Annotated in this window: 15 protein-coding genes and 1 pseudogene; 7 read left to right on the plus strand and 9 right to left on the minus strand. The window is 72.7% G+C overall.

What is annotated here, in order from left to right:
* From ACFYOS_RS35115 to mgrA, 6 genes and pseudogenes are all read right to left on the minus strand, one after another.
* Nucleotides 1-101, minus strand: a pseudogene (locus ACFYOS_RS35115) (ABC transporter); the annotation flags it as partial.
* Between the two features lie 89 nt (nt 102-190).
* Nucleotides 191-778, minus strand: a complete 588-nt coding sequence (locus ACFYOS_RS35120) for an SUKH-4 family immunity protein (RefSeq protein WP_387151239.1) — start codon at nt 776-778, stop codon at nt 191-193.
* Nucleotides 779-939: 161 nt separating this feature from the next.
* Nucleotides 940-2,007 (minus strand): glycerophosphodiester phosphodiesterase family protein, encoded by a 1,068-nt coding sequence (locus tag ACFYOS_RS35125; RefSeq protein WP_387151242.1) that lies wholly within the window; start codon nt 2,005-2,007, stop codon nt 940-942.
* Nucleotides 2,008-2,168: 161 nt separating this feature from the next.
* A complete protein-coding gene (locus ACFYOS_RS35130; RefSeq protein WP_387151245.1) occupies nt 2,169-4,454 on the minus strand; it encodes a DUF4153 domain-containing protein in 2,286 nt (761 codons plus the stop codon).
* A 141-nt stretch (nt 4,455-4,595) separates the two neighbouring features.
* A complete protein-coding gene (locus ACFYOS_RS35135) occupies nt 4,596-5,060 on the minus strand; it encodes a hypothetical protein (RefSeq protein WP_387151248.1) in 465 nt (154 codons plus the stop codon).
* Nucleotides 5,061-5,139: 79 nt separating this feature from the next.
* Entirely contained in the window at nt 5,140-6,129 is a 990-nt protein-coding gene (gene mgrA / locus ACFYOS_RS35140; protein ID WP_387151251.1) for an L-glyceraldehyde 3-phosphate reductase, read from the minus strand.
* A 132-nt stretch (nt 6,130-6,261) separates the two neighbouring features.
* Here mgrA and ACFYOS_RS35145 point away from each other — a divergent pair, with 132 nt between their 5' ends.
* The 7 genes from ACFYOS_RS35145 to ACFYOS_RS35175 all read left to right on the plus strand — a co-directional run bounded on the left by ACFYOS_RS35145 (nt 6,262) and on the right by ACFYOS_RS35175 (nt 14,456).
* Nucleotides 6,262-7,230 carry an aldo/keto reductase gene (locus ACFYOS_RS35145; protein WP_387151254.1) on the plus strand — a complete coding sequence of 323 codons (969 nt, stop codon included), beginning with the start codon at nt 6,262-6,264 and terminating at the stop codon, nt 7,228-7,230.
* Between the two features lie 5 nt (nt 7,231-7,235).
* Nucleotides 7,236-7,733, plus strand: coding sequence for a hemerythrin domain-containing protein (locus ACFYOS_RS35150; protein WP_387151257.1), 498 nt, complete (start codon nt 7,236-7,238; stop codon nt 7,731-7,733).
* 220 nt (nt 7,734-7,953) lie between these two features.
* The gene (locus ACFYOS_RS35155) at nt 7,954-9,204 is read left to right on the plus strand and encodes a sensor histidine kinase (protein WP_387151259.1); all 1,251 of its coding nucleotides are present in this window, start codon (nt 7,954-7,956) and stop codon (nt 9,202-9,204) included.
* Entirely contained in the window at nt 9,201-9,851 is a 651-nt protein-coding gene (locus ACFYOS_RS35160) for a response regulator (protein WP_387151262.1), read from the plus strand. Before ACFYOS_RS35155 ends, ACFYOS_RS35160 begins: the two co-directional genes overlap by 4 nt.
* Nucleotides 9,852-9,926: 75 nt before the next feature.
* A complete protein-coding gene (locus tag ACFYOS_RS35165; RefSeq protein WP_387151265.1) occupies nt 9,927-11,000 on the plus strand; it encodes a hypothetical protein in 1,074 nt (357 codons plus the stop codon).
* 58 nt (nt 11,001-11,058) lie between these two features.
* Entirely contained in the window at nt 11,059-12,501 is a 1,443-nt protein-coding gene (locus tag ACFYOS_RS35170) for a magnesium chelatase (RefSeq protein WP_387151268.1), read from the plus strand.
* A 2-nt stretch (nt 12,502-12,503) separates the two neighbouring features.
* Nucleotides 12,504-14,456, plus strand: coding sequence for a VWA domain-containing protein (locus ACFYOS_RS35175; RefSeq protein WP_387151270.1), 1,953 nt, complete (start codon nt 12,504-12,506; stop codon nt 14,454-14,456).
* A 50-nt stretch (nt 14,457-14,506) separates the two neighbouring features.
* Here ACFYOS_RS35175 and ACFYOS_RS35180 read toward each other — a convergent pair whose 3' ends face one another.
* From ACFYOS_RS35180 to ACFYOS_RS35190, 3 genes are all read right to left on the minus strand, one after another.
* Nucleotides 14,507-16,216 (minus strand): alkaline phosphatase family protein, encoded by a 1,710-nt coding sequence (locus tag ACFYOS_RS35180; protein WP_387151273.1) that lies wholly within the window; start codon nt 16,214-16,216, stop codon nt 14,507-14,509.
* 137 nt (nt 16,217-16,353) lie between these two features.
* The gene (locus tag ACFYOS_RS35185; RefSeq protein ID WP_387151276.1) at nt 16,354-17,322 is read right to left on the minus strand and encodes a M56 family metallopeptidase; all 969 of its coding nucleotides are present in this window, start codon (nt 17,320-17,322) and stop codon (nt 16,354-16,356) included.
* A gap of 19 nt (nt 17,323-17,341) precedes the next feature.
* Nucleotides 17,342-17,728: a BlaI/MecI/CopY family transcriptional regulator gene (locus ACFYOS_RS35190; protein ID WP_387151279.1), complete on the minus strand. Its 387-nt coding sequence runs from the start codon at nt 17,726-17,728 to the stop codon at nt 17,342-17,344.
* Nucleotides 17,729-18,413: the final 685 nt, after the last annotated feature.

Below are 18,413 nucleotides of genomic sequence, written 5' to 3' on the forward strand. Positions count from 1 at the left end.
AACACCGTGCCCGCACGAACATCAAAATCGATACCGTCGAGCACCACCTTGTCCTTATAGGCCTTCCGCAGTCCTGAGACCGCAATCGCTGAAGTTGTCATGCGGCCAACTATCGGGATCCGCCCTGTCACCGGCCTGACGCGCCCCTGACACGACCACTGACACGGCTTTTCGCCTCGTCGAGGCGAGGTCAGATGACGTCGAATTCGACTTCCTCGTACACCCTCGACCACCAGGTGTCGTCGGAGAACGCGTCCGGGTCTCGTTGGCGCAACTGCTCCGCGATCGCCATGCCGAACGCCACCCGCGCCTCCTCCGCCGGGTCGTCGTCCTCTTCGTCGTCGTCCGGCTCCAGTTCGTCGAAGTCGTCGAGGTGCTGGGTCCGGTAGTCCCAGGCGGCGAGCGCATCGAGGAAGGCGATGAGGGAGGAGTTGACGAACCGGGGTGCCTGCAGTGACGGGTCCAGGAGCACGACCTGGCCCGTCCGGTCGAGGACGTACTCGAACACGTACTCGTCGCCGATCTGCGACTCGTGCTGGCCCAGCCGCCAAAAGGACCCGGTCGTCCCCGCGGCCACCTGGGTGAAGGGCGCCCCGTGCGTGCCGGGGTAGAACATCCCCGCCACCTCGCTAGGCAGACCGTATCGGCGAGCGACCTCGAGGGCCTCGCGCACCGGCTCGGGCAGGTCGGCCGCCGGCCCCGACGCGTTCGGGTCCAGCTGCAGCGCGCCCGTCTCCGCCCACGACTCGGCCGTCAGCCACCGCGGCAGGTATTCCATCGGCTCTTACCTCCGGCGCCCTTGTTGCTTGTCACGATTGCCAAGTGATCATGTCAGGCGTCCGGCGGAAGATCGAGAATGCCCTTCGCCGGCGTCGAGGCGACGTCGGCGAACGCGCCGCGGGCGTCCGTCGGAGGTGACGGACGCCCGCGATCCAGGGGTCAGCGCGGCTCGTACGCCTTCGGCAGGCGCATGTCCCGCTCGGCCATGATCTGCCGTACCCGGTTCGGGTAGTTGGTGATGATCCCGTCGACGCCCATGTCGATCAGCGCCTCCACGGTGGCCGGGTCGTCGCAGGTCCACGGGACGACCTTCAGACCACGGGCGTGCGCCTCGGCCACCATCGCGGCGTCCGGGTAGAAGCGGAAACCCGGGTCGGCGACGGTGCCGTTCTGCGGGAAGCCGTAGTTGGGGGAGAGGGTGGTCACGCCCGGGATGGCGGCGGCGGCCTTGACGAAGTCACCGCCGAAGTCGTCGGCGTCGAGGCCGCCGAGCCACGGGGAGGCGCCGGGCTTGCCGACCTGGAGGAAGTCGTAGTTGGTCAGCGCCACCAGCGGCCACCCGGGCGCGAGCCGGTGCATCACCCGCAGCGCACCCCAGTCGAAGGACTGGATGGTGACCTGGTCCTCGATACCGGAGGCGCGGATCTCCTCGAACACCCGGCGGACGAACAGCGCGCGCGGCGCGGTCTGCTCCGGTGCCCCGGCCTCGACCTTGGTCTCGATGTTCAGCGTGACCTGGTTCGCGTGCCAGCTCTTCACCAGGTCCAGGACGTCCCGGAGCTCAGCCATCCGGACGCCCGCGATCTGCTCCTGCTCGGGGAAGCCGGGCAGCTGCTGGAACCCGCAGTCCATGGTCCTGATCTGGGCCAGGGTCAGGTCCTTGATGTACTTGCCCACGTACGGGTACCTCGGGTCGCCGGGGGTCACCGGCGCCGTGTCCCGGCACTTCTGCGCGCTGACCTGCCGGTCGTGGGTGACGACCACCTTCTCGTCCCGGGTGACCTGGGTGTCCAGCTCCAGCGTGCTGACGCCCAGCCGCAGGGCCTTGGCGAAGCCGGCCAGGGTCTCCTCAGTGGTGAGACCGATCCCGCCCCGGTGCGCCTGAAGGTCGAAGTGGGTCTTCTGCGGCAGCACGCCGGGGCCGGTGCCGGCGGCCGCGTGCGCGGCCGTCGGGGTGGCCAGCACCGCCCCGGCGGCCAGCGCCGCCAGGAGACGACGGACGGACATGGGAAACCTCCCGCTTGCTCGGATGACGTTCGCGTCGCCGAAGCTAGGCGCGGGGTCGGTGCCCGTCGTGGCGCTGGCGTGAGGGGGCCGTGAACGTTGGTGGACGCCCAGGGGTGGGCGGGGCCGGGCCGCGCGGTGACACCACGCAGCCCGGCCCGGCGTCACCTCGTACCGCGCGTCTTGGGCAGGTCGAACTGGTCCGCCCGGCGGCAGTCCTTCGGGCCGCCGACCCCGTCCGGCCCGACCCGGTCGAGGGCCTGCCTTGCCCGATACCGGCCCAGGTTCCAGGCGTACCAGGGGTCGGACTCCTTGAGGTCGTCGGCGATCCAGCTCAGCGTGCAGCGGCGTACCGGATCGGGGAGCTGGGTCAGGGCGGGCGTGGCGTCGGCGGAGAGGGCCCGCAGGTACCACGCGTCGATCTTGCCGGTCTGCTGGTACCGGGCGATGTTGCGGTGCGCGGCGTAGTCCTCGGGGTTGAGCACCGCCAGGCTGAGCAGCATCACCACGGCCAGGGCCACGGTCGTGCCGGGGATCCACCGGCCGCGCCACCGGACACCCGCCGCCAGGATCATCAGGAAGACGGCCCCGAGCAGCAGCTCGAACGCCATTACGAAGATCCGCTCACCGGTGAAGCTGTAGACCTTCTGGTAGGTCCACATCCGGGACAGCGCCGACACCACGATCACCACACTGAGCGCGCTGAGCAGGCCCAGCAGGACGCGTAGCAGGGTGCGTTCGACCGGCTGCTCCCGGCTGGCCCAGCGGCTCACCCCGGCGAGGACGGCCAGGGTCAGCAGGGTGACGAAGAGCAGCTGCCAGAAGCCGCTGCGGGCGTATTCGGAGTAGCTCAGCCCGGCGACCTTCTGGACGTGGCGCTGGCCGCCGAAGAGCACGGTGAACTGCACGATGACGAAGCCGGCGAAGAGCAGCGTCAGCGCCCCGATGGCCGGGGCCCACTCCAGCAGGCCGAGGCGGCGGCTGGTCGGCTTGTCCACCGTCGACAGGTCGGGCGGGGCGGCCAGGGTGTAGACCGCCGCGACCGCGATCAGGCCGCCGACGGCCGCCAGGAAGATCCAGCGGAACACCGTACTGACGTTGATCTCGGGGACGATCGCGCTGAGGACCTCGTTGAACGCCGCGTCGGCCGAGGCGAGTAGGGCGCCGAAGACCAGCAGCACCAGCACCGTGGCGACCACCGAGCCGGTGACCCGGCGGACCATGCCGGCGTCAGGGGACGCGGTGATGTGCCGGCGTACCCAGGGCAGGCCGCGGAACGCCGCGAACGGCGTCGCGACCAGCCCGAACAGGATCGACCGGACGAGCCGGCCGCCGACGATGGCCAGGGTCGCGCAGCCCAGCGCGCCGAGCACGCAGAACGTCACCAGCCACCAGGCGTTGCGGAAGGCGAGGACGGCGAGCAGCGCCAGGGCCGCCGCCGCCCAGCCGCCGCGGATCAGCCGCTCGGTGCGGGGCAGGTCGGCGCTCCGCCGGCGCACCGACACCAGCACGCCGAGGGTCAGGGTGAGCCAGCCGAGGAACCAGCCGATGCCGACCCTGCTCAGCGGCACGAAGAACGCGGTGCCCAGCGCGCCGGCCAGGACCGCGAGCGGGACGGCTCGCCCATTGGCCTGTTTCGGCCCGGGCCAGCGCGCGCCGAGGAACGACGTTCGGGGCACCGCCGGCCGGGGCGTCCAGCCGACCCCGGGCTGGGGCGGGTAGTGCCCCCAGGGCTGCGGCCCGGGGCGCGCCCCGGCGTACGGCGGTGCCGCCGGGTGGCCCGCCGGCCAAGGTGGGGGCTGGCCGGGTCCGGCGGCGGGCGGGATGGTCCCGGATGAGGGCTGCGTGGCTGTCGCTCCCGGCGAGGTCGTCGTCTCCTCGGCGGTCTTCGCGTCCGTGCCCGGGCTGGTCTCGGCCACGCCGGCGACGGCCGCGGCGGACTCGGGCTCCTGCTGCTCCGTGGCTACGCGGGCGGGCTGCTCGGCCGGGCTCGCCACCGGCGTGCCGCCCTGGGCGGTCGCCGGGCCGGCGGCGGAACCATCGCCGCCGGTCGCGGCCGACGCCGTGCCGGCCTGGCCTGAGGCCGCGCCGGCCGGCCCCGGAGCGCCGGTGCCCTCGACGGCCGGCGGGGCCGCCTGGGCGGGTACGCCCGGCGCCGGCACCATGATCCGCGGGGCGGCCGGCTGAGCGGGGATCGCGGGCGGCTGGCCCTCGCCCGCCGGCACCAGCGGAACGAAGAGGGCGTAGCCGCGCGTGCCGGGCGGCACGGTGACCGGGATCGCCCAGGCGGGCTGGCCCTCCTGGCCGGGCCACACCATGCCGGGTGGCGCGCCGTCCATGGTGGGCATGACAAGCAGGTACGGCGGGACGTCGGCGGGGACGTCACCAGCCGGAGGCCCGGCCGCGGGGGCGGTCGGGGACGAGTCTGGCGCCGATGGCGGCTCGGACACGGCACGCTCCTTCATCGCACGAGGTGCCGTCACTGTAGGGCCAGCGCCTCTCGGGCGTTGCCCCGTGCCCCCGTCCCCGTCGGCCGTCCCCGCGGGTCCGCAACCACCGCGCCGGCCGCCGCCGGATCTGGTGACGCCCGGTCAGTCGCCGGAGTAGCCGAAGAAGTGCAGCTCGGCCGGGTTGCCCTCGGCGTCGTGCAGCACCACGCACCGGCCCATCCACCGGCCCCGGAGGAGCCCGTCCAGGACGTCCAGGTGCTCCCGGGTGAGTCGGCCGGTGCCGGCCACCCGGTGGGCCTCCTCGGCGGTGACCAGCTCGACCGTGCAGGGCTGGGGCTCCTCGCCGGGACGCAGCATCCGCGCGACGTCCAGGATGGAGTGCGTGCCGTCGTAGGCGACGGCCTCCGCGGCGATCAGCTCGGCCAGCGTGGCCGGCGGCGGGACGCCCGCCCGCTTCTCCGCCGGGACGTCGTCGTTGTTGACCCAGTAGCCGCCCTCGGCCCACCAGTAGTCGCCGTCGGCGAAGACCCGCTCGTGCAGTTCGCGCAGCGCGGCGGCGGGGTCGGGCCGCCAGGGGACGGAGTAGCTCCAGCCGGAGGCGCCCATCGGGCCCGCCTTTCGGGTCGGACCGCACCGCGCGGCCGTCTCACGACGGAACCTAGCGGCGCGGTCCGACAACGACGGATCAGCCCAGGTGGCGGTTGATCTCGGCCAGCTCCTCGCCGGAGAGTTCGAGATTGTCCAGGGCGGCGACGTTGCCCTCCAGCTGCGCCACGCTGCTCGCCCCGATGATCAGGCTGGTCATCCGCGGGTCGCGCAGCGCCCAGACCAGCGCGAGCTGGGCCAGCGTCTGCCCGCGCCGCGCGGCGACCTCGCCCAGCCCGCGGATCGTCGCCATCCGCTCGTCGGTGAGGTCGCTCTCGGTGAGGAAGATGCTGGTGCGCACCCGCGACTCCTCGGGGATGCCGCCCAGGTAGCGGTCGGTGAGCAGGCCCTGCGCGAGCGGGCTGTACGCGATGCAGCCGGCCCCGACCTTCTCCAACGTGTCCAGCAGCCCGTCCTGCTCCGTCCAACGGTTGAGCATGGAGTACGACGGCTGGTTGATCAGCAGCGGCGTGCCCAGGTCCCGCAGGATCGCCGCGGCCCGGGCGGTCTGCTCCGAGTTGTAGTTGGAGATGCCGACGTAGAGCGCCTTCCCGGAGCGGACGACGGCGTCCAGCGCGCCCATCGTCTCCTCCAGCGGGGTGTCCGGGTCGAACCGGTGCGAGTAGAAGACGTCGACGTAGTCCAGCCCCATCCGGCGCAGCGACTGGTCCAGCGAGGAGATCAGGTACTTGCGCGAGCCCCACTCGCCGTACGGGCCGGGCCACATCAGGTAGCCCGCCTTGCTGGAGATCACCAGCTCGTCCCGGTACGGCTTCAGGTCGGTGGCGAGCATCCGGCCGAAGTTCTCCTCCGCCGAGCCGGGCGGCGGGCCGTAGTTGTTGGCCAGGTCGAAGTGGGTGATCCCGAGGTCGAAGGCGCGCCGGACGATGTCCCGCTGCCGCTCGTACGGCCGGTCCGGACCGAAGTTGTGCCACAGCCCGAGCGAGATGGCGGGCAGGCGCAGTCCGCTCCGCCCACTGCGCCGGTAGGTCATCGAGTCGTAACGGTCATCGCTGGCGAGGTAGGTCACGGCCCCGACCCTAGTCCGGTCGGTTCAGCGGTCGTAGCGGAGGCGGGGCAGCTCCCGGCCGGTGGACGGGGAGACGGTGCCGACCCTGCGGAACGGGCGTGCCGGCCGGCCGGTTTGGGTAGCTTCGAGGCCATGCGCTTCGTCCAGCTCGACACCCCCAAACCCATCTCCAAGATCGGTCTCGGCACGTGGCAGTTCGGCTCGAAGGAGTGGGGCTACGGCCCCGACTACGAGCGCCGGGCGGCGGACATCGTGCGACGGGCGCTCGACCTTGGCGTCACCCTCTTCGACACCGCCGAGATCTACGGGTTCGGCCGCAGCGAGCGCATCCTCGGCGCGGCGCTCGGCGACGACCGGGCCAAGGTCGTGGTGGCCAGCAAGATCTTCCCGGTGCTGCCGGTCGCCGCCGTCGTGCAGCAACGGGCGGTCGCCTCCGCCGGCCGGCTCGGTGTCACCAGCATCGACCTCTACCAGGTGCACCAGCCCAACCCGGTGGTCGCCGACACCACCACCATGCGCGGCATGCGCGCCCTCCAGGACGTCGGGCTGGTCGGCGAGGTCGGGGTCAGCAACTACCCGCTGCGCCGCTGGGTCTTCGCCGAGGCCGCGCTCGGCCGCCGGGTGCTGAGCAACCAGGTCCGCTACAGCATGGTCGACCGCCGCCCCGAGCAGGAGCTGATCCCGTACGCGGAACAGGCCGGTCGGATCGTCATCGCGTACAGCCCGCTCGCGCAGGGCTTCCTCTCCGGCCGGTACGACGCGAAGAACCCGCCGGGCGGGGTGATCCGCCGGGCCAATCCGTACTTCCTGCCGGAGAACCTGGAACGCGGCACCGAACTGATCGCCACCCTGCGCGAGGTGGCCGACGCGCACGACGCCACCCCGAGCCAGATCGCCCTGGCGTACGTGCTGCGCCACCCGAACGTGGTGGCCATCCCCGGCGCGTCCGGCGTCGAGCAGGTGGAGCGCAACGTGGCCGCCGCCGAGATCGACCTGACCGACGGCGAGTACGCCGCCCTGGTCACCGCCGCCCACGCGTTCCGCCCGGTCACCGGGCTGGCCGCCGTACCCAAGCTGATCCGTGCCCGCACCGGAAGGTGACCATCATGGACGACATCACCGCCCTGATCCTCGACGACCACGCCGCCTTCCGGCGGGGCTTCGCCCGACTCGACGACGCCCGCGACCCGCAGGAGATGCTGGCCGTCTGGGACGCACTCGCCCTGCACCTGGACATCCACGCCGAGGCGGAGGAGGCCATCCTCTACCCGCACCTGGTCAAGCACGGCGACGACGGCGCGGAGGAGACCGAGGACGCCATCGGCGACCACAACAAGATCCGGGACGCCATCGCCGAGTCGAAGGAGCACGAGGTCGCCTCAGACGCGTGGTGGGCGGCGGTGTGGCGGGCCCGCCGGGAGAACAGCGAGCATCTGGCCGAGGAGGAGGACGAGGCGCTGCCCGACTTCCGCAAGCACGCCAGCGTCGAGCTGCGCGCGGAGCTGGGGGCGCGCTGGCTGAAGTTCTACGGCGAGCACAAGAACGGCCGCAACCTGCCGTTCCTGGACAAGGATCCGTCTCGATACGTTTCTGATCATCGCTGACTCGTTTCGGTGGTGGGGTTTCCGGGCAGCCCGGCCCGCTCCGGGCGGTCAGGCTTGATCCCTCCGCGGGCCGGGCTGCCCGGAAACCCTTCGGTGGGCGCCCTCCGTCGCCGTTGAAGCGACCACAGGTGTACTCGTGAACGGATGGTGACCGCCCCGGGTGGGGATCTCCCCGTTGCGGGGGAGTCAGCGGTCCCCGCCCACGCGGGAGAATGGCCGGGTGACGGTGGGCGGGGTGCTGGGGCCGCTGGTGCGGGGGAGCACCTGGCGGCGCGGGGTGTTCCTGCTGCTCGGCGGGGTGCTCGTGCTGCCGTACGCGCTGCTCGCGGCGGCCTTCGCCCAACTGCTCGGCAACGACGACGTCCCCCTGCCACTGGGGACCGGGCTGCTGCTGGTGGGCGCCGTGATCGCGGCGATGCCGGTGTTCCTCGCCGGCAGCCGGACGTTGGAGATCGCCGCCGCCCGGGCGCTGCTCGCGGTCGACCTGCCGGAACCGGCCCCGGGCCACCGGATCGACCGGGAGACCCGGCTGCGCGCCGCGCTCTGGATCGCCCTGCACCTGGTCACCGGTGGGCTGGTGCTGTTCGCGGCGATCAGCGCGTTCCCGATGGCGCTGGTCTTCATCGCCGGTCAGCTCGGCCTCGACACCGGGGCGACCCGGGACGACGCGTTCGGCCCGCTGACCCTCGACAACCCGGTCGGGGCGGCGTTGGCCGGGCTGGCGATCCTGGTCGGACTCGGGTACGCGGTGGCCGGGCTGGGCGCGCTCGCCGCGTCCATGGCCCCGGTGCTGCTCGGCCCATCGCAGGGCGAGCGGATCGCCGCCCTGGAGGCCCGGGCCGCCCGGCTGGCCGAGCGGAACCGGCTGGCCCGGGAGTTGCACGACTCCGTCGGGCACGCGCTGACCGTGGCCACCCTCCAGGCCGGGGCCGCCCGCGAGCTGCTCGACGTCGACCCGGAGTTCACCCGCCGGGCGTTGCGCGCCATCGAGGACACCAGCCGGCACGCGATGGACGACCTGGACCACGTGCTCGGGCTGCTCCGGGAGACCGACTCCGGCCAGCCGCGCCCCCCGACCGCGCCGCAGCCCACCCTGGCCCGGCTGGACCGGCTGGTCGCCGACACCCGCGCCGCCGGTCTCGACGTGGACTCGCGGATCAGCGGGGCGGTCGGGGAGCTGCCCGCGGCGGTCTCCCGCGAGGGGTACCGGATCGTGCAGGAGGGGTTGACCAACGCGGCCCGGCACGGGCGCGGCCCGGTGACGCTGCGGGTCGACGTACCCGGGGAGGGTCTGGAGATCGAGCTGGTCAACGGGCTGCGCGGGGCGACCGGACCGGGTGGCGGCGGACGCGGCCTGGACGGGATGCGGGAGCGGGTGCTGCTGCTCGGCGGGCGGCTCACCGCCGGCCCGGACGGCGACCGGTGGCGGGTACGGGCGTCGCTTCCGGTGCCGAGAGGGGAGAGCGGATGACCGTTGACGTGCTGATCGTCGACGACGACGAGCTGATCCGGGTCGGGTTGCGGGCGATCATCGACGCCCAGCCCGACCTGCGGGTCGTCGGCGAGGCCGCGGACGGCGCGGCAGTGCCGCCGCTGGTGGCGAAGCTGCGCCCGCGGGTGGTGCTGATGGACGTCCGGATGCCGGCCATCGACGGCATCCAGGCCACCCGACGGCTGCTCGCCACCTCCGCCGACCCGCCGCGGGTCCTGGTGATCACCACCTTCGCCAACGACGAGTACGTATACGACGCGCTGCGCGCCGGGGCCAGCGGCTTCCTGCTCAAGCGGGCCCGCCCGGCCGAGGTGGTGGAGGCGATCCGGGTGGTGGCGGCCGGGGAGTCGCTGCTCTTCCCGGCGGCGATCCGGCAGCTCGTCGGGGCGTACGGGGGGCTCGGCGGGGACGGGCTGCGGGCGGCGCGGCTGACCGAGCGGGAGGCCGAGGTGCTGCGCCTGATGGCCACCGGGCTGTCCAACACCGAGATCGCCGAGCGGCTGGTGGTCGGCGTGGAGACGGTGAAGACGCACGTCGGCAACGTGCTGGCCAAGCTGGGCGTGCGGGACCGGACCCAGGCGGTGATCGCCGCGTACGAGTCGGGATTCGTGGTGCCGACCGGCTGACCGTCCCCCGGCCGGGGGAATGGGTTCACCACGGCACGGGAAGGATCCGGGGCCCGCCCGGCCGAGAGTGGAGTCATGACGACGACATCGATACGCGGGCCGGGCCGGGTCGCGCCCCTCGCCGCCGGCTGGCTCGGGCTGTGGGGCGTGGTCGCCCTGGTCGGCACGCTCACCGGCCGTGGCTACCCGCTCGGCGCCAACGACGCGCACGGCGAGGCCAGCCTGCTGCGGCTGCTGCCGGTCCGGTACGGGCCGCCGGTCTTCGCCGCCGTGCTGCTCGGCGCGGCGGTCGCCGTGCTCGCGATGGTCGGCAACGCCCACCCGTCCCGGCCGCAACGGACGCTGCTGCTCGGGTACGGCTGGACGGCGGCCGTCGCGCTGGCCGTGGTGGTGCCGGACGTGCGGGTGCTGGCGATCCTCGGCTACCTGCCGATGCTGATCGGCGGCGCACCGTTCGGCTGGCCGCCCGTCGACTACGCGGAGATCTTCGACTGGACCCTCGCGGCGAAGTTCGCCGGCCTCGCCGCCGGGGTGCTGCTCGCCGCCGCCGTGCTGGCCTGGCAGCGCCGTACGGTCGGGGCGTGCGCCGCGTGTGGTCGGGACGGCGACGAGGCCGGCTGGACCACGCCGGCGGCCGCCGCCCGATGGGGCCGCTGGGCGGCGTGGACGGCCGCCGGCGTCCCCCTCGTCTACGCCACCACCCGGTTCGCCTGGGCGGTGGGCGTCCCGCTCGGCATCTCCCGGGAGTTCCTCGCCGAGATGCACGAGACCGGACTGGTCTGGGCCGGTGCCGGGCTCGGCGCGTTCGCCACGGTCGGGGCGGTGCTCACCCTCGGGCTGGTGCAGCGCTGGGGTGAGGTCTTCCCGCGCTGGCTGCCCGGCCTGGCCGGCCGGCGGGTGCCGCCGCTGCTCGCCGTCGTCCCGGCCAGCCTGGTGGCGATCGCGGTAACCGCCGGCACCCTGGGCGAACTGGCCAACCCCGAGTTCTGGCACGCGATGGGCGGATTCAGCTCGGCCACCGCCCCGATGCTGCTCTGGCCGCTGTGGGGGCCGGCGCTCGGCGCGGCCACCCTGGCGTACCACCTGCGCCGGCGCGGGACCTGCGCCCACTGCCGGCGGCCCTGGCCGGGCCCGATGCCCCGATGGTGACACTCCGGGCAAACCGGAAGCGGGCGAAAGGTCACCCGACCGAGATAGCGTTGGGCGGGTGACCGCTCCCAACCAGGTTTCCCCGGTCCCGCCCGCCGACCTGCCCGGCACGCTCGGCGCACTGCGGGCGTCCGGCCATCGCTACCGCACGGTGAAGCAGGAGATCCGCGACAACCTCCTCGCCCGGATGCGTTCCGGCGCGGAGCGGTTCCCCGGCATCGTCGGCTACGAGGACACGGTGCTGCCCGAGGTCGAGCGGGCCCTGCTCGCCGGCCACGACATGGTGCTGCTCGGCGAGCGCGGCCAGGGCAAGACCCGGCTGATCCGCTCGCTGGGCGCACTGCTCGACGAGTGGACCCCGGTGATCCCCGGGTCGGTGCTCAACGAGCACCCGATGCACCCGCTCACCCCCGCCGCCCGCGCCCTGGTCGCCGAGCGCGACGACGAGCTGCCGATCGGCTGGCTGCACCGCTCGATGCGCTACGGCGAGAAGCTGGCCACCCCGGACACCAGCGTCGGTGACCTGATCGGCGACGTCGACCCGATCCGGCTGGCCCAGGGGCGTACCCTCGGCGACCCGGAGACCATCCACTTCGGACTGGTGCCGCGCACCAACCGGGGCATCTTCGCCGTCAACGAGCTGCCCGACCTGGCCGAACGCATCCAGGTGGCGCTGCTCAACGTGCTGGAGGAGCGGGACATCCAGGTCCGTGGCTACCAGCTCCGGCTGCCGCTGGACCTGCTCCTGGTGGTCAGCGCCAACCCGGAGGACTACACCAACCGGGGCCGGATCATCACCCCGCTGAAGGACCGCTTCGGCGCGGAGATCCGGACCCACTACCCGGTCGACCTCGACCTGGAGCTGGCGCTGATCCGGCAGGAGGCCGACCTGGTCGCCACTGTCCCCGAGCACGTGCTGGAGGTGCTCGCCCGGTTCGCCCGCGCCGTGCGGGAGTCACCGTCGGTGGACCCGCGCTCCGGCGTCTCCGCCCGGTTCGCCATCGCCGCCGCGGAGACCGTCGCCGCGGCCGCGCTGCGCCGCGCCGGCCTGCTCGCCTCCTCCGAGGTCCGCGCGGAAGAGCCCGTCGCCCGGGTCGGCGACGCCGTCTCGGTGACCTCCACCCTGCGCGGCAAGGTCGAGTTCGAGAGCGGTGAGGAGGGACGGGAGATCGAGATCCTGGCCCACCTGCTTCGTACCGCCACCGCCGAGACGTTCCGGGACCGGCTGGCCGGGCTGGACCTGTCCGGGTTCACCGCGCTGGTCGCTGAGGGCGGCGTGATCGAGACCGGCGAGCTGGTCTCGGCCACGGAGCTGCTGCGCCAGGTCGGCACCGTGCCGGGGCTGGCCAAGGCGCTCGACCGGCTCGGGCTGGGCGACGCCCCCACCCCGGAGGAGGCCGCCGCCGGGATCGAGTTCGTCCTCGAAGGGCTGCACCTGACCCGCAGGCTGGGCAAGGACGTCACCGAGTCCGGACGCACCGTCTACGGCGGTCGGGGCTGACCGTGGCCGGCAACCGGTTCCGGTACGGGCAGTGGCGCGGCGGGCCCGACCCGCTCGCCCCGCCGTACGACGTGCGGGCCGCGGTGGATGCGGTCGGCGCGGAGGTCCTCGCGGGCGGCAGCCTGCGGGAGGCGCTGCGCGACCTGCTCCGACGCGGCCCGCAGGGGCGCGGCGGCCTCGACGACCTGGCCGCCCGGGCCCGCCGGCTGCGCCGGGAGGCGCTGCGTCGCGGCGACCTGGACGGGGCGGTGACCCGGGCCCGGGCGCTGCTCGACCAGGCTCTGGCTGCCGAGCGGGAGGAGCTGCGCGGCCGGGACGGCGACGGCGCCCGCTTCGCCGAGGCAGTGCTGGACAGCCTGCCCCGCTCGACCGCCCGCGCCGTGGAGGAGCTGTCCGGATACGACTGGGCCAGCGACGAGGCCCGGGCCACCTACCAGCGGATCCTCGACGGGCTGCGCGGCGAGGTGCTGGAGCAGCGCTTCGCCGGGCTGCGGGACGCGGCGCTGGCCGCCGCCGACCCGGCTGCCCAGCGGCAGCTCGCCGAGATGATGCGCGACCTCAACGACCTGCTCGCCCGGCACTCCCGCGCCGAGGACACCACCGACGCGTTCGCCGAGTTCATGCGCCGGCACGGCGAGTTCTTCCCGGAGCGGCCGACGGACGTCGACGAGCTGATCGACGTGCTGGCCCGGCGGGCGGCGGCCGGGGAGCGGCTGATGCGGTCGCTGTCGGACCGGCAGCGCGAGGAACTGGCCGGGCTGATGCGTCAGTCCCTAGGCGAGCAGTTGACCGGCGAGCTGTCCCAGCTCGACGCCCACCTGCGGGCGCTGCGGCCGGACCTGAACTGGCGGCGGGGCGAGCGGGTCCGGGGTGACCAGCCGCTCGGCTACGGCGAGGCAGCTGGGGCGCTCGGCGAGCTCGCCGAGCTGGACGAGCTGCTGGATCAGCTCGACCAGGACCAGCCGGGCGCCACCCTGGACGACGTCGACGTCGACGCGGTGGCCCGGACGCTGGGCCGCGACGCCGCCGACGACGTACGCCGGCTGCGGGAGCTGGAGCGGGAACTGCGCCGGCAGGGCTGGGTGACCCGGGACGCGGACGGGCTGACGCTCAGCCCGAAGGCGCTGCGCCGGCTCGCCGGCACCGCCCTGCGGCGGGTCTTCGCCGACCTGACCGCCGGCCCGCGCGGCCAGCACGACCTGCGTTCGGCGGGCGCGGCCGGCGAGGTCAGCGGCGCCTCCCGGCAGTGGGAGTACGGCGACGAGCAGCCCCTCGACGTGGTGCGCACCCTCACCCGCGCGGTACGCCGAGCCGGCCCCGGCGTGCCGGTGCAGCTCGCGGTCGAGGACTTCGAGGTGGTGGAGACCGAGCGGCGGGCGTCGGCGGCGGTGGCCCTCTGCGTCGACCTGTCGTACTCGATGATCTCGCAGGGGCGCTGGGGGCCGATGAAGCAGACGGCGCTGGCCCTGTCGCACCTGATGGCCACCCGCTTCCCGCAGGACGCGCTGCAGATCGTCGGCTTCGGCCGGCAGGCGATGCCGCTGACCCAGCAGGAGCTGGCCGCGGTCGAGCCGGACCTGGAGCAGGGCACCAACCTCCAGCACGCGCTGCGACTGGCGGGGCGGCACCTGCGCCGCCACCCGGGTGCCGAGCCGGTGGTGCTGGTGGTCACCGACGGCGAGCCCACCGCGCACCTGGACCCGGAGGACGGCGAAGCGTACTTCCACTGGCCGCCGCTGCCGGAGACCATCGAGGCGACCGTCCGGGAGGTCGACAAGCTCACCCGGTACGGGGCCACGCTCAACCTGTTCATGCTCGGTGACGACCCGGGCCTGCGCCGGTTCGTGGACGCGGTGGCGCGGCGGTCCAAGGGGCGGATGTTCACCCCCGACCTCGACGATCTGGGCGAGTACGTCGTCTCCGACTACCTGCGCGCCCGTCACGGCCGCCGCTGAGGGCCGCTGACCCGATCGGGTCAGCGGCCCTCGACGTCAATCCGGTGCGGTCAGTTGCCCGGACGGTCACCGCCGACGAGCAGCGCGTGCCGCAGGTCGGTGACCTGTGCGTCACGGCCGCTCAGCGGGGCAAGCCCGTAGCTGCGCTCGATAGTGGCGAGAATCGACGTGGTGTCGTGCGCCTGGTGGTCGACGCCGGAACGCGCGAAGCCACCGCCGATGATCAGGGCCGGGATGCGGGTGCCGGGACCGTACTGGTCGGACGGGCCATCGGCGGCGTTGGTGCCCTGGCCGGGCGGGGCGACGTGATCCCACGAACCACCGAACTCGTCGTAGGTGACGACCACCAGAGTGTCCTTGCCGCCCGGACCCTCGAGGATGGCCTTGAGCAGGTCGACGAGGTGACTTTCACCGTTGTCGGTGCTGGCGTAGCCCGGGTGCTCGTTCTCCTCGCCGGCCGGCTTGACGAAGGACACCGCCGGCAGCGTGCCCGCGCCCGCCGCGGCAAGGAAGTCCTTCTCATCCTTGAGGTGCTGGCGACCGGGCATACCCGGCGCGTAGTTCTGGAAGTAGTTGAACGGCTGGTGGTGGTACTGGAACAGCGGATCCGGGTGACCGCCGTTCGCAGCGTCCCAACCGCCGGCGTACCAGTTCCACGAGACGTTCTTCGCGGACAGCTCGTCACCGATGTTGGTCTCGTAGTACGGCTTCGACGGGTCGACGTCGTTGATCCCCGGCAGCACGTTCGCACCGCCGGCGCTCGGCTGCCACGACGGCTGCATGGTGTTGACCGCGTAGTTGCCGCAGGCGAAACCGGCGACCGTGGTGGCCTGGCCGCAGGCTTGAGTGAGCACCGCGTCGTTGTAGGCCACGGCCGGATCCGGCTGGTACAGCGGGTAGGTCTTGTTCGGGAAGCCCGCCGCGTCGAGGACGCTGTTCTTACCCGCCGGCACCGGCTTCTGCGCGGTGTCCCACTGCGGCGCCTGCCCGGCGATGAGGAACTGGTGGTTGAGGAACGATCCGCCGAACGCCGCCTGGAAGAAGTTGTCCGCGATCACGTAGTTGGGCGCGCCGGGGGTGTGCAGATACTGGTAGACCGGCAGCTGAGTGGTGTCGTAGTACCCCTGGGTCAGCCCGGCGGAGTCGCTGCCGATGGAGTAGCGGTCCTGCTTGCCCGAGTCGAGCTGGTATTGCTCCTGGTAGAAGCGGTGCACCATATCCCGGGTGCAGCCGCCGGGCAGCCCTTGCGGGTCACCCTTCTCGACACCGTTCGCGGCGAATGCCGTGGGCGGTGCGCACGTCTTGTCCTCAGGCGTGATGTAGTCGTTGATCGAGAACGGCGAGCTTGACGAGAAGTGGCTGTCGAAGGTCGCGCCGCGGGAGGTCGTGCTCGAGCACGTCGGCGACTGCAGACCGGGATGACTCGTGCCGTCAAGCCACTTGACCTGGGTGGTGGTCGTGACGAGGTTCGCGTCGTTCTGCAGCAGGCAGCCGAGCGGGTTGCCGGACTGGTCCACCTGGGTCGTGCCGGCGGACGCCTTCGGCAGGCCGTCGACCTTCTGGTTGCCGACCTGGCCCCACAGGCCGTACAGGTTGTCGAAGCTGTGGTTCTCCTCGTAGATCACGACGAGATGCTGGTACTGGCCGAGCGGCCGGGCGGCCGTCTCGCCCGCGGCCGCCGGCGACGAGCCGGCGGACAGGGTTATTGCGCCGGCCACCACAAGGGCGGTGGCGGCGCTGACGATAGCGGTGCGTCGCATGTCAACTGCTTCCATGAGCGAGATGAGTGGACTGGCTGACGCTAACCGCGATGGCACCCGGCGACTGGGCGCGCAACCAACGCGAGAGTGAACGCCACGAAAATAATCCTACGTTGAGACGTCGTAGTTCCCTAGGCCTAGCGTGCGGCGGGCGAGGCGACCTGGACCGCATCCGAGGCCTGTGCGGCCTGCTCAAAGAGACATTCCCCGTCGTGCCACACGGTGAGCGAGCCGACGACAACGGCGAGCACGAGCGTGAGCGCTGTGGCAAGGTGGCGGACCCGCAGCCGGGGCGGCGGACGCAGCAGAGCTTGAACCCGCGCCGGTACCAGCCCTCCGGCGGCCGCGGCCGCCGCAGGTCTCCTCGACTCCATGCTCAGCAGCGCGACCCGGGCGATCGTTGCCGCCACATACCGCCGCTCACACCTCAACGCCGCGTCCTCGTCGGCCCACCGTTCCGTGGCCTGTCGGACGGCGACGGCGGTCGGACGGAGCAGCGGATTGAGCCCGGCAGCCAGGTCGGCGGTCAAAATCCACCAAGGGTGGTGATGGCGATGGTGGGACCACTCATGGGCCAGCAACACCTGCCGGCCCTCGGCATCCAAGGCCTTCAAAATGCCCGTGGTGACCACGATTCGCGCACGCGGGCCGGGCGTGGTGAAGGCCTCGATGGTTTCGCTGTCGACGACAACGACCGGTGATCCGCCGTAGGTCTGGGTTACGTCGTGGGAGGCACGCGGGGTCAAGTCCCGGTCAGCGCGTCGAACCGCCACCAGCGCCCGGGCGATGCGTACGCCGCTGATCGCCGCCCACAGGGTGGCCAGCACCAGCAGAGCCCCTGCGGTGATGGCTGCGGGCACCGGGATCGGGTCCAACAGGCGCAGCACCTGCGGCGACCAGGCACCCACCTCAGCCACCTCGCCGAGCTGGCCCAGCCAGGTGAAGGTCACCGTCGCCAGCACGAAGACGGTAGCCACGGCGCCCAGCACTGCCCCGGGGACCAGCAGCCGCACGGCGGTTGCCGGAGGCAACCGGTCGGCCAGGGGCGGGCCGGCAACGGCCAGCGCGACACACGCGAGCAGCGTGGCGATCACCGCGGCGTCCACGATCGCACCCCCACCCGGCTCACGACTGCTCGGAGGGTGGCTCAGGGGTCGCGGTGATCTGCCCCAGCAGGTCCCGCAACACCCGCTCATCCTCGCCGGTCAGGCCGTCGACGAAGCGGGCCAGCACCCCGGCACGGTCCGCATCGACAGCGAGTAGTCGGTGCATCCGTCGGGCGGTGATCTGCGCCGGATCCCGGACAAGGGCGTACTCGTACGCCCTCCCGGCTCGCTTACGGCTCAGCAGACCCTGGTCGCACAGCCGCACCATCACCGTCATCACCGTGGTGTAGGCCAGCCCGCCGCCGAGAACGTCGCGAACCTGTGCAGGGGTCATTGGCTCGGCGGCCTCCTCCAGGACGTCCAGGACCGCCTGGGCGAGATCGCCGTAGCCGCGCCGCTGCCGCACGCCCGCCAATCCACACCGCCACTGCTAGTCGCTGCCGTATCGGGCCGTCACCACGCCGTTGGGAGATGCGAGTCTAGTCGCCCCGCCGACAGACCGGCTCATTCGTGCATGGTCCCGACGTCGCACCGGCCGGGCGGTCAGGCTTGACCCCTGCGCCGGTCACGGCGGGCCACACCCGCGTCGTGGTCCGACGCCGCCCGGATGCGCCGCCTGTCCGGTTCACGGTCGGCGCAACTTCACGGAAAGTGTGGCCTCCACGGGCGCGGAGGCGACAGTTTCGGGGAAGTTGTCCGGATCTTGTGCCGGCATGTTCGTCACGACAGGTGCCGTGGGTGGTCGGTTGTCCGGTTTCGGGGTGTGACCGGCGGCATCCTCATGGCGGAATGGTGGCTGGGTGGGGGTCGTTGAATCCCGGTGTACGGCCGAGGAAGACCACCCTGCCTGGCGGGGTGCGCGGGCCCCGGAATGATGGTGGCCCGCCGGTCGTTACACATGGTCCCGGCGCCGCGAAGAGGCCCCCGCCCCGCACGCCGGACCCCAAGACTTTCCCCTGTTTTTGAGCGCCTGACGGTGCTTGCGCACGAGCCGACCCCCCTTCGGTGTGTGCGCCGACCCCCGAATGGAGCTTCCCGTGAACACGATGCTGCGTAAGAGCGTGCTTGGTGTTGCTGGTCTGGCGTTTGCC

The organism is Micromonospora sp. NPDC005806, from assembly GCF_042871425.1.
Lineage (GTDB): Bacteria > Actinomycetota > Actinomycetes > Mycobacteriales > Micromonosporaceae > Micromonospora.